General features: G+C 51.2%; 9 protein-coding genes. 4 read left to right on the top strand and 5 right to left on the bottom strand.

From position 1 onward, the window contains the following. Nucleotides 1–6 precede the first annotated feature (6 nt). Both A8O25_RS15230 and A8O25_RS15235 read right to left on the bottom strand, forming a co-directional pair. Complete coding sequence (locus A8O25_RS15230; protein WP_161947763.1) at nt 7–3,009, bottom strand: SusC/RagA family TonB-linked outer membrane protein; 3,003 nt, start codon at nt 3,007–3,009, stop codon at nt 7–9. A gap of 143 nt (nt 3,010–3,152) precedes the next feature. After that, on the bottom strand, nt 3,153–5,015 hold the full coding sequence (locus A8O25_RS15235) for an FAD-dependent oxidoreductase (protein ID WP_066836406.1): 1,863 nt from the start codon (nt 5,013–5,015) through the stop codon (nt 3,153–3,155). A 223-nt stretch (nt 5,016–5,238) separates the two neighbouring features. Here A8O25_RS15235 and A8O25_RS15240 point away from each other — a divergent pair, with 223 nt between their 5' ends. Then, a complete protein-coding gene (locus tag A8O25_RS15240; protein WP_066836410.1) occupies nt 5,239–6,471 on the top strand; it encodes an ROK family transcriptional regulator in 1,233 nt (410 codons plus the stop codon). On the opposite strand, the gene A8O25_RS23010 is transcribed toward A8O25_RS15240, so the two are convergent. Continuing rightward, entirely contained in the window at nt 6,457–6,741 is a 285-nt protein-coding gene (locus A8O25_RS23010) for a hypothetical protein (RefSeq protein WP_153042771.1), read from the bottom strand. The two genes, A8O25_RS15240 and A8O25_RS23010, sit on opposite strands and share 15 nt — an antisense overlap. A gap of 568 nt (nt 6,742–7,309) precedes the next feature. On the opposite strand from A8O25_RS23010, the gene A8O25_RS15245 reads away from it, so the two are divergent. From A8O25_RS15245 to A8O25_RS15255, 3 genes are all read left to right on the top strand, one after another. Beyond that, entirely contained in the window at nt 7,310–7,888 is a 579-nt protein-coding gene (locus A8O25_RS15245) for a LemA family protein (RefSeq protein WP_066836412.1), read from the top strand. A gap of 131 nt (nt 7,889–8,019) precedes the next feature. Next, nucleotides 8,020–8,484 carry a TPM domain-containing protein gene (locus A8O25_RS15250; RefSeq protein WP_066836414.1) on the top strand — a complete coding sequence of 155 codons (465 nt, stop codon included), beginning with the start codon at nt 8,020–8,022 and terminating at the stop codon, nt 8,482–8,484. Further along, entirely contained in the window at nt 8,481–9,263 is a 783-nt protein-coding gene (locus A8O25_RS15255; protein WP_066836416.1) for a TPM domain-containing protein, read from the top strand. The genes A8O25_RS15250 and A8O25_RS15255 overlap by 4 nt, the downstream gene beginning before the upstream one ends. A 496-nt stretch (nt 9,264–9,759) precedes the next feature. Here A8O25_RS15255 and fbaA read toward each other — a convergent pair whose 3' ends face one another. Both fbaA and A8O25_RS15265 read right to left on the bottom strand, forming a co-directional pair. Next, on the bottom strand, nt 9,760–10,830 hold the full coding sequence (gene fbaA, locus A8O25_RS15260) for a class II fructose-bisphosphate aldolase (RefSeq protein WP_066836418.1): 1,071 nt from the start codon (nt 10,828–10,830) through the stop codon (nt 9,760–9,762). Nucleotides 10,831–10,882: 52 nt separating this feature from the next. Continuing rightward, complete coding sequence (locus A8O25_RS15265) at nt 10,883–11,164, bottom strand: 2TM domain-containing protein (RefSeq protein ID WP_066836422.1); 282 nt, start codon at nt 11,162–11,164, stop codon at nt 10,883–10,885. Nucleotides 11,165–12,256 lie beyond the last annotated feature (1,092 nt).

Consider the following 12,256-nt stretch of genomic DNA (forward strand, 5'->3'; position numbering starts at 1 on the left):
TAGTCCTTAGAATTTGATGTTCATCCCGAAGGTGAATGTTTTCATGATGGGGTAGAAATCACCGGTATTGTCGTTGATCTCCGGGTCAAAACCTGGGTAGAAGTTGTCCCAGGTGAAGAGGTTCTGGGCACTGGCGTAGAATCTCCAGGAGCTGATTTTTACTTTTTTGGTCAGTGTCTGTGGCAACGTGTAGCCCAGTACCACGTTTTTCAACCGCAGGTAAGCGCCAGACTTGATCCAGTAAGACGAAGGCCGGTAGTTAGGATTGTCAGACACATTCTTTATGCTCAGCTGTGGGTAAGCGGCCCCGGTGTTCTCAGGCGTCCAGAAGTCTTTCTGGAACTCATACATGGTACCCTGGAAGCCACCGGAGTAGAACGGCTGCACGCCGGTACCAGACATGTAGTTGTCACGCTTGCCTATGCCCTGAAAGAAAACGGTGGCGTCAAAACCTTTGTACTGGGCGGCAAAGTTGGCGCTGTACTCATACCGTGGCATAGAGTTGCCCAACACTACGCGGTCATAGGTGTCAATCACGCCGTCTGGAATTCCGTTAGGGCCGCTCACATCGCGGTACTTCACGTCACCGGGTTTGTTGCCGGTAATACGCGGAGAGGAGTTTACCTCATCCTGGCTCTGGAACAGGCCTTCGGCGATATAGCCATAGTAAGAATTGTAGGAATAGCCCTCACGGCCAATCAGGTTTCCGGTCACGTACTCCTGCCCATTCAGGTTGGTCACCTCGTTTTTCACGTCTGAGAGGTTAGCCGTTATCTGGTAGTGGAAATCCTTGATATCATCTTTCCAGGTCACGCCCAGTTCCCAACCCGTGTTGCGCATGGTACCGGCATTCACATAAGGGGCGGCCGCACCTACGTAGTTAGGAATAGGAATGCGCTGGAGCATGTCCTCAATGTCGCGGCTGAAATAGTCAGCGGTGATGGTGAGTTGGTTGTTCAGCAACCCAAAGTCAGCGCCTATGTCAAAGATTTTGGAGGTTTCCCACAGAATGCCCCGGTTGGGGGTATCTAACAGCACATACCCTGGGCTAACGGAGTTATTGAAGAAATAATTATAAGCATTGCCGGCGGCATAAGAAGGGTAGGTAGGATAAAAGCCAAAGGTACTGTTCCCCAGGTTCTGGTTGCCCAAAGCACCGTAAGAAGCCCTGATTTTCGCCTCATTTACTACGTTAGAGATGCCTTCCCAGAACTTCTCCTGGGAAACACGCCAGCCGGCAGAGATAGACGGGAACATGCCCCAGCGGTTGCCATCCTGGAATCTGGAAGAGGCGTCCCAGCGGCCGTTCAGCTCCAACAGGTATTTCTCGTCATAGTTATAGGCTACGCGGCTGTAGAGAGACACCATGGTCTGGCGTCTGCCACCAGACAAAGCTATCTGTGTGGCAGGGTCGCCGCTGCTGAGGTACGGTAGATCTGGCGTCAGCAAATTGGCACGGGACCCGTTGATGAAATTGTAGATATTGTCTTCTGTGCTAAAACCGCCCAGCAAGGTAAGATTATGTTTCCCGAAAGACTTGTTGTACGTAGCCTGCGTACGGAACAGGTCTTGCCCAATATCTGTAGACATGTCTGAGATAAAGGAGTTAGGCGGATAGAGGGTTTTCAGTTTCAGCACATTGTTTACCAAGTCCGGCTCATACACCTGGTATTGTCTGATCAGGTTGGTGCTCCGCTCATTGGCTCTGTTGATGCTGTAAGTGGCAAATAGCTCTAGGCCTTCAATAGGAGTGTAGCGCAAGGTTCCGCTGATGATTCTGGAATTGGTGATTTTGTCATTGAACCCTGAGGCCTCAGCCTGCGCAATGGGGTTACGGTTTTCCCAGCCGGCACCGTACTCACCGGTGTTGAATCTGCCGGGCACATACGCGGGCAAACCAATGGCCTGCCGGATGAGGAACCCAGGGGAAGAATCTCCCGGCCAGGTTCTGTCACCACGGTTCATGACCAAGTCCATGGAAGCCGTCAACCCTTTGGCCAGTTCCATGTCGGTATTGAACCGGAAGTCTATCCTTTTGTAGTTGGTGTTTTGGGTAAGTCCGTTCTGGTTAAGATAAGAACCAGAGGCAAAGGTCTTGATTTTGTCTGTGCCGCCAGTTAGGATGAGGTTATGGCTCTGCATAGCCCCGTTATTAGACAACACTTCGTCTACCCAGTCTGTATTGAAGAGAGAGAAATTGTCTGGTCCGGTAGCCTCATAGCGGGCAATGGCATCTGTGAAAGAAGGCCGGTTGCCGTCGTTTACCTGGGCAATGTCAAAATACTTCATGTGGTCCAGGGCGTTCACCTTGTCTGGCATGTTGGTGGCTTTTTGCCAACCGGCGTACATGTTGTACTGCACGTTAATGCCCTTTGCGCTGCCCCGCTTGGTAGTAATAAGCACTACCCCGTTTGCTGCTTTTGAACCGTATACCGCCGCCGCGGCGGCGTCTTTCAGAATAGAGATGCTTTCAATGTTGTTGGGGTCAATGGCATCTAAGCTCATCTCCACGTTGTCTACCAGCACCAATGGATTACTGCCGGCGGCAATAGAACCTAACCCTCTGATCCGGATGGTAGGGGAATCACCGCCCGGCAAGCCGGACTGCTGCTGCACGTTTACCCCGGGGGCAATCCCCTGCAAGGCCAAACCGGTAGAGGCCACGGGGCGTTTGGTCAACTCCTGTCCTTCCACCACAGACACTGACCCGGTCAGGTTCACCTTCTTTTGGGTTCCGTACCCTACCACCACTACTTCGCCAATTTGTTTGGCGGCGTCTTTCAACACTATGGTTAATGCGCTGTTTCCCTGTACCGCCACTTCCTGTGACTCATAGCCAATGTAATTAAATACCAGCACTGGATTTGCCTCCGTCACTTGCACATTGAAACGGCCCTCCACATCAGTAGATGAACCATTGGTGGTGCCTTTCACAATGACAGAGACGCCAGGCAAAGGCACTTTAGCGGCATCTGTCACGACTCCTGTCACTGTTCTACTCTGCGCCATTACGGTCACAGACGCACAGAATATTATAAAAACGTGAAGCATAAGAGCAACAAGAAGTTTCTTGCAAATTGCCCCTCCTGGTGGGTTTACCATCATTTTGTTAGTTTGGCGTGAGAAAAGGATTGTGGTGATTAATAAAAGAGTTATTGCCCTACAGGTTGACCGTCAAAATTGATTTTCACGGCAAATGGGTTTAAGAGACGGTCTACCAGCAACGCAGCCTCGCGGCGGTTTAACTCAAGCTCAGGTGATGCGGCTCTGTTTAGTTGCAAGGCACCGTATTCAGCGGCTACTTTGTCATAAGTGACAGCAGAATTCACTGTACCCAGAATTTCGCCCAGAAACTTGAGGGTAAGATTGGCACCTGAGGCCTGAAAGGTTTTCAAGGCTTCATAATAAGGCTTAAGGCCAGATACCAGTTCGTATTCGCTCACGGGGCGCTCTGGATAGAACCACGTTTGGTTCGCCCATTTGTACGGCAGCCCGGTTCCTTTTAAGATGCCGGTGGCGCCTATGCGTTGCAGGGCAGCAAAATGGGGATCCTGCGGCTTCACGTCAATGTACGGCATGAGGTAGGCTTTAGAATCTAACAGGGCCTGCTGCACCTCGCGTATGTTCACATCTTTAGGCTGCACGTTGTTTTTTAGCGCCACGGCCGCCAATGCGCCAGCCGCCTGGCCAATACCCAGCACTACCGGCTGCAGACGGGTAGCCCCGTTCACTATGTTGGTCACCCCAATGCTCTTCTCTGCTACAATCAAACCGTCTACCCCCTGCGGAATCAATGAACCCAGGGGCACATTGTAAGAGGGCACTTTGATTTTCACAAAGTCAATGGCGGGGGCATTGGGGTTCTTGAGGTGATGGTGGTCAATGGTATAATCCCCAACGGCTATGCCAGTACGGTAATACGCCTCTTTCTGGTCATAGGGCTTTGCGACATGCTGCAGGGCGAATTGCGCCAAGCCTTTTACCCTCCTAGACTCACGGTGGTACGGAATCATAGGGAAATCATCTTTGGTAGGGAACTCATCTTGGGCTATGCCAAAATTCCTGAACCCGAGCTCTGTCTGCAGATAATACACAAAGCGCAAGGTGTGCAGCTTGGCTTCTTTTAAAGCCTCTGCCCGCTCTGCAGGTGTTTTCTCAATAATATTCAGGTAAATATCATTCCCGCATTTAGGCCAGTTGATCATGTACTTGCCATTGGGCAGCTTGCCGTAGCCCATCATCTGGAGGCAGTTGTTGTTGGGGCCGCCGTCAGCGGCGGGGTCAGACACGTCACAGGCGCAGTCAAATTCTTTAGGGTTGTACCCCGCCGGTTTCTTAATGGTCTTGTCTACGCCCTTAGGGTATTCTTTCAAAACCACTACATACGTCATGTCTTGAATGATGTCATTGGCCTGCTCCGGGGCAAACTCCTCACCGGTCTCCTGCCTGCTGTCCATGCCAATGTCATATTTGGCACCGGCTTTGGCCATCACATCACCCAACTCTGTGGCGTCAATGATTAATTTCGCTTCTATGGTACGGGTTTTCTTACCGTTTTTCACGGTAACCGTCCACCCCGCCCCTTTTTTCTTCACATCTTGCCAGGTGGTGTTGTACCAGATGGTAAGGTTCTTCTCATTGGCCAACTCTTTAAGCATTCTGTTCCCTATGCTGGGCTCAAACAGGGTATTACTTACCCATCCTGTCTCTACCGCCGCCGGGCCGCCATAATAGTTGTACAGTTTCTGCCGGAACTCCCCCCATAACCCAGACGGCATCTGGTGGTTGCCATCAATGGCGGCTACCCCTGCGGCCGTCAGCATGCCGCCCAGCCACTCGGTTTCCTCCACAATAAGAACTTTGGACCCCATTCTGGCGGCCTGCACTCCCGCGGTTGTGCCACTGGCACCCCCACCAATGATCAATAAATCTGTTTTAACCTGAGCAAAGGCTGCTGGGGAGCCCAGAAAGCACAGTAACGATGCTAGAAGTATGGTTAACCTGTTTGAAAACATGATGCATTTTTATTTCTCCTCTAAAGTAGTAATAAAAATTATTAACCTAAAATAACTTATTAAAATTCTTTATTAAGTGGCCGTTTTTTTACGGTGTTGATAAAAACCAAGGAAAAGCTGGGGAGAAATTATTAATATTATCTCTTGGTTCTGCTGCTTCCTTTTTGAAGAGCTAAAAAGTAGCATTCTTATATAATATGATCTATCCACTATATTATCTAATATGACAAAAACTTTCTTTGAGGAAATTAACAGCAATAGTCCTACTGGGGTGGCATACAAAAATGTAAACCTCAAGAAGAAGGTTATCTCTTACTTTGCGAACACCGGTAATGCCACCATTGCAGAACTGGGGAAGGAGCTAAATCTAAGCATACCCAAGATCACCAGCCTGCTTGGGGACCTGATACAGGATGGTCTGGTACGCGACCACGGCAAAATAGACTCTACCGGCGGCAGAAAGCCCAATGTCTATGGCCTTGCCCCAGATTCTGGCTTCTTTTTAGGGATTGATGTGAAAAGAAACCATATCAATATTGGTCTTACTGATTTCCAGAAGAACCTGGTCAGCAGCATTGAGAAGTACGCCTACCGCCTTAGCAACAATGAGGAATCTCTGCAGGAGCTTTGCCAGATCATCAATGACTTTATAAAAAAGCTCCCAATCCCTAAAGAAAAGATTTTAGGCATTGGCATTAACCTTACAGGGCGGATCAACTATTCTAAAGGCTACAGCTACAGCTTTTTCCACTTCTATGAAGACCCGTTAAGCCAAGTCATAGAGTCACAGGTGGGCATCAAAGTCTTTCTGGAAAACGACTCCCGGGCCATGGCCTACGGCGAGTTCTGCTCTGGCGTAGTGAACAATGAAAAAGACGTGCTCTTTTTGAACCTGGATTACGGTCTAGGCATGGGGGTCATGATCAATGGCCAGCTTTATTATGGCAAATCAGGCTATTCTGGTGAATTTGGCCACATGCCCCTGTTCCAGAACGAGATTATTTGCAAGTGCGGCAAAAAAGGGTGTCTGGAAACCGAAGGATCAGGGTGGGCGCTTATTGAAATGTTTAAAGAGAGAATTCAGGCTGGCGCCACCACCCTTATTGCACGGGAAGGCTTTAAGCCAGAAGATCTAAAACTGGAAGACATTATAGAGGCCGCCCAGAATGATGACGTGCTGGCCATTGAACTGATTGCTAAAGTTGGTGAGAAAATAGGCAGAGGAATTGCCCTGCTCATTAACATTTTCAACCCAGAACTGGTGATTTTAGGAGGAAGCCTCTCTTCAACAGAAGAATACATTCTGCTCCCTATCAAGAGCGCCATTAATAAATACTCCTTGAGTTTGGTAAACAATGACACGCAGTTAAAAGTGTCAAATTTAGGTGAGGAATCTGGCGTTATTGGGGCATGTCTCCTGGTACGCCACAGATTGTTAGCCTTAGAGCATATTTAGCAGATAGTCTGGGTTGGCCAAAGTATAGAACAGATGCCCCTTGCATCTACTTCTTGATACTGCTGAAACTGCTTTTTCTGAGCATGGCTTTGCTTTTGCCAACAAATAGAAAAAGAAGCGGTGCTTTTTTAAATAGAGGCGCTCCGCAAGTTCATGATTTCTGTTTTCGCCTGTTTTTTGAGAAACAGGCCGAAAACAGAAATGGCGGCATTTTAAAATCGGGATGTTGCCACCTTTTCCCGGCAGCACTAAAACCGCCATTACCATCACAGTTGAATATATTATAACTGAGCTGTTTAGGGTTCTTGAAACTGCCTATAGATGGGCTGCGATGTGATTTTTTCACGTTCTGGCAATTCTGTCATAGAACGCCAGAAGAGTGGCCCTTGGCAAGCATCACCATTGCCGGTTCTTAGATGAGTTTCTCCCTGTCCATGTGCTGCTTCTCCCAATGCTGCCAACCCCTGAAGCGGGCTGGTCTGGTGCTGGTCCTCTTTTTGATCTTCGGCGCAGCCGATGCCCAGAGCGTGGACATGGACATTGCTGCGTGCCAGGGCGTGTACAACCTATGCCATGCAGACCACATAGGAATGCGCGACTCAGCATGTGTACCTCTGCACGAGCAATCATTCCCCTACCCCTTCAAAGGGGACAATCAGATACTGTGCGCATCTGGTTTGGCAGAAACATAGAACCACTGCACTCCCGTTTCTGGCCTGTTTTTCTGAAAACAGGCCAGAAACGCATATTTTTTGCGGCAAACACGTAAGAAGCAAAGCTGTATACATTTCTGAATATATTTGTGTACCTTAACTACTTCTGAAACTATAAACCCACTATGAGAAAAGTATTGCTTTACTTCTTCGGCTTGCTGGTACTGGCCTCCCAGACTTCCTGCGGCTATAACACCATGGTAGAACTGGACGAGCAGGTGTCTGGCCAATGGGGCCAGGTGCAGAACGCCTACCAACGCCGCGCTGACCTGGTGCCCAACCTGGTGAACACCGTGAAAGGCGCCGCCAACTTTGAGAAGGAAACCCTCACCCAAGTGATGGAAGCCCGCGCCCAGGCCACCAGCGTAAACTTGAACGCCGACCAGCTCACCCCAGAGAACATCCAGAAGTTTCAGGCGGCGCAGGGCCAGTTGAGCGGCTCGCTTTCGCGCCTTTTGGCCACCGTTGAAGCCTACCCAGACCTGAAAGCCAACCAGAACTTTCTGGAGCTGCAGGCCCAGCTGGAAGGCACAGAGAACCGCATCTCTGTGGAGCGCAACAAATTCAACACCGTGGTGCAGGAGTACAACACCTACATCAGGTCGTTCCCGCGCAACATCTACGCCGGCTGGTTTGACTTTGAGAAGAAAGGCTACTTTGAGGCAGATGCCGGTGCCCAGAAAGCGCCTACCGTACAGTTCTAATGCGTAGCAAGTAGCACGTATTACGTAGCAAGACGATGGTTTCTGTTTTCGGGCTGTTTTAGCTAAAACACCGAAAACAGAAATTCCCCTTGACTCAGAATTCATAACTCAAGACTCAGAACTCTCCAAACATGCCCCGCGACGTTATAACCGAGGCCGATGAGGCCGTGATTGTGCAGGCCATTCAGGAGGCGGAACGCAACACCTCTGGCGAGATACGGGTGCACATTGAAGAAACCTGCGAGGGCCACATGCTGGACCGCGCCGCCCAGGTTTTTGCCTACCTGCACATGCACCAGACCAAACTGCGCAACGGCGTGCTGTTTTACGTGGCCATGAAAAGCCACAAGTTTGCCGTGCTCGGTGACGCCGGCATCAACGCCGTGGTGCCTAAGAACTTCTGGGAAGAGATCAATAAAGTGGTCATTGCTGATTTCAAGCAAGGCAAGTACGCCGAAGGCCTGAGCAAAGGCATTCAAATGGCCGGAGACCAGCTCAAAAGTTACTTCCCGTACGCCGGTGACCACAAAGACATCAATGAACTGTCTGATGACATCTCCTTTGGGAGAGACATGGGCAAGGAACCAACCACATGAGAAAAACCACCTTACTTCTGGGCTTGCTGTGGCTATGGGCGGTTACCGCATGGGCGCAGGATTTTCCGCCCAGGCCCAACCCGCCAAGGCTGGTCAATGACCTGGCCAACATTCTCTCACCAGAGGAAGAACAGGCGCTGGAGCAGAAACTGGTCAATTACAATGACAGCACCTCTACCCAGATTGCCATTGTCAACATCACCTCCATTGGGCCTTATGATATTTCTGACTATGCCTTTCGGCTGGCCGAACAATGGGGTATAGGGCAGAAAGGCAAAAACAACGGTATTCTCATCATCACGGCCGTACAGGAGCGCAAAGTGTTCATTGCCACCGGCTACGGCATGGAAGGCGTGGTGCCAGACGCCATTGCCAAACGCATCACCGAGTACACCATCAAGCCCGAGTACCAGCAAGGCCGCTACTACGCAGGTCTGGACAAAGGCACCAGCTTCATCATTGACGTGGCCAGCGGCGAATACAAAGCCGACCCGCGTGACCGGCAGGGCGAGGGGGAAGGCGGGTTCTCTATTCTCTGGGTCATCATTGGTGTCATGATCCTTATCTTCATCATTAGCCGCAGAGGCGGTGGCGGCCGCGGCGGAAGACGCAGTTCCCGCACCCTGGGCGGCCCGTTCTTCCCGCCTGTCATCTTCGGGGATTTCTCCGGCGGCCGCGGCATTTTTGGCGGCGGGGGCGGTTTTGGGGGAGGAGGCGGTGGCTTCGGTGGTTTTGGCGGCGGGAGCTTTGGCGGCGGCGGCGCCGGGTCTGACTGGTAACTAGTCTGTTTCCGCGCTGCGGAAGATTAATCTGAGAAACGCGTTTTCGGCCTGGTTTTCAGAAATCAGGCTGAAAACGCTTTTCTTTTCTGCCGCAAGTTTGAGCGCAGCGGTAACTTGTGGCTGCACATGGTGTCAGTTTTCAACTGACGAATTTCATTCACAGATTAATCAACTTCTCCAACTTCCGCCAGTTGAAAACTGGCTGTCATTTCTACTCCAAGTTACCGCTACGCTCAAACTTGAAGTAGGCGAAGTGCGCCTGCTCCAAACCTCGCAGTGTCTTCCAGACCTGCGAGTGTCTGCGCCAACTGCAGCTTCAACTGCATTGCCCTCCTCCTAACCTTCTCCCAGAGGGAGTAGGAACACCGCTTTCTTGTTTTCAGCCTGTTTTTGGGAAAACAGGCTGAAAACAAGAAAGCCAACTCTTGCGAGTCGGCTTTCTGTTAGACAAATGTGCTGGGAGAGCACATTTGCACATTAATCAATTAGTACATTATTCCGCGTTGCGGTTTAGGCAGTTCAGGTCTTCAAAGGCTTCTTTCAGGCGGGCCACAAAGGTTTCTTCGCCGGCGCGCAACCATACGCGGGGGTCGTAGTGCTTTTTGTTAGGGCTGTCTTCGCCGTCTGGGTTCCCGATCTGACCCTGCAGGTAGTCTTTCTTCTTCTCGTAATAGCCGCGTACGCCGTCCCAGAAGGCCCATTGCATGTCAGTGTCAATGTTCATCTTGATGGCACCGTACTCAATGGCCTCGGTGATTTTCTCTTTCTCAGAGCCAGAACCGCCGTGGAACACGAAGTTCACCGGGTTAGGGCCCGTACCGAATTTCTGCTGGATATAGTCCTGGGAGTTTTTCAAAATCTCAGGGCGAAGCTCTACGTTACCGGGCTTGTACACGCCGTGCACATTGCCAAAGGCCGCGGCCACGGTGAAACGATGGCTTACTTTGCCTAATTCTTCATAGGCGTAGGCCACGTGCTCAGGCTGGGTGTACAGGTGCGCGCTGTCTACATCAGAGTTGTCAACACCGTCTTCCTCACCGCCGGTCACGCCAAGTTCAATCTCAACGGTCATGCCCAGTTTGGCCATGCGCGCCAGGTACTTGGCAGAGATCTCAATGTTTTCCTCAATGGGCTCCTCAGACAGATCCAGCATGTGCGAACTGAACAGGGGCTTGCCGTGCTGCGCGTGGAACTTCTCACCGGCGTCTAGCAGACCGTCAATCCAGGGGAGGAGTTTCTTGGCGGCGTGGTCAGTGTGCAGAATCACCGGCACCCCGTAGGCCTCTGCCATCTGGTGTACGTGGTGGGCACCAGAGATAGCGCCGGCAATAGCGGCCGCCTGGCCGTCATTGTTCAGGCTCTTGCCTGCATAGAATTGGGCTCCGCCCTGGGAAAACTGAATGATGACAGGAGAGTTCACCGCCTTGGCTGTTTCCAACACCGCGTTGATGGAGTTGGTGCCAATCACGTTCACGGCCGGAAGCGCGAAGTTGTTCTCGTTAGCGTACTTGAATAATTCCTGCACTTCGTCTCCGTGCAGAACGCCAGATCTAAATTTAGGCATGGTTTAGCTAGTTTTGGTCTACTAGCAAAACTACCAAATTATTGGTTAGGTTCTAAGAATTCTTCTTGCGGGTTAACTTCTCGTATTCCCGGGCGGCGGCGGCATCATGTCTGGCGTGGTAGGCATCATAGTAACTGAACGCCAAGGCCGTTCCCCAGCCCAACGTTACCCACGCCGGCCAGGGCAGGCCGCTGTAGTGGCTCTGGTACGTGCTGTTGAAATACCACAGCGCCCACAGAAACGCGTTCACAACCAGGTACGAAGATACATGGCGCTTGAACGCCACCCGCTTCTTCGCAATCTTCCAGAGGGTTTTGTCTCTTTCGGCTTCCATCTTTGAAGAGGTATATAGTAATGTTTGAATATAACGGAAGAATCAATAAAGTGTTCTTTTCTCCACATCAATTTAGGGTTAGTTGCTGCTGGTTTGGCGTTGTTTTGGAAAAAGTAGGTCAGAAACGGGAAGCAGGATTTTCAGGATGAACTTTGACTTACAGGATTGGGTCACCTGTTAACAACGTTATCTGTGGGCCTGATGAATAGTTAAGGGCAGGTGGTTGGGAGAAGGAACTGACGCGAGACTGGAGTCTCGTGTCAAGGAATGGGGCGATTCTCCAGACTCGCCGGGAGCCACGGGGAGATCAGCCATGCGTAAAGCCCACCCCTAACCCCTCCCGGGAGAGAAGTTGTCCGGCATGCGTGGGGCAAGTGCCGTGTGACCGTACCTCAGCAATACGTGCTCTCCTGTGTAAACACCCCCCTTCGCCCCCTTCCAAGGGGGAGTATTGGAGTGAGTTCTGAGTTCTGAGTCCTGAGTCCTTCCTTTTTTCTTTAGGCAAATCAGCACGAATGAAGCAGCAATGCCTGGTTTCGCCGCCGTGCCGCGAGGGCAGGCTGAGAACACCCATCAGCTGTAGGCACGAGCCTGGAGGTTCGCGCAAGCGTGAGTATCAGGTAGCGTTAGAAGGCACGGAAGTAACTTCCGCGCCATAGAGGGCAGAAGAAGCAGAAGTAATGTGAGGCTGCCGCCTCATGGAAGCTGAAAGCTTCCGCCATTGTAGGTCCAAGTTGGAAACTTGAACCAGAGAAAGCGGCAAACAAGCAGCAATAAGTAAGCAAACAAGCAGCAATGAACAATCAACACTTCTGCCAGTGGCACCTGGGTTAATTAGCACTTCTGCCCCTGACTGATGTGCGCAGCACGGGCTCGCCTCAGGCTAGCGGATCAGCAGTAGTTACCTACTGAAACAGAGAGAGCAAATAAGGCTGATCAGGAGGGGAACCGAAACCAGTCCTGGCGGTGAGCGCCTCTGTTAATACGGTGCCGCTTCAGCGGCAAGGCCGGAGGGCCTAGTTTTAACAGCAGTGCTCACCGCCAGGACGGGGCCCCGCGGCCGTGAGCGCTTACCGGAAAAGATGAAACAAC

Origin of the sequence: Rufibacter ruber (genome assembly GCF_001647275.1) — a bacterium.
Taxonomy (GTDB): domain Bacteria; phylum Bacteroidota; class Bacteroidia; order Cytophagales; family Hymenobacteraceae; genus Nibribacter; species Nibribacter ruber_C.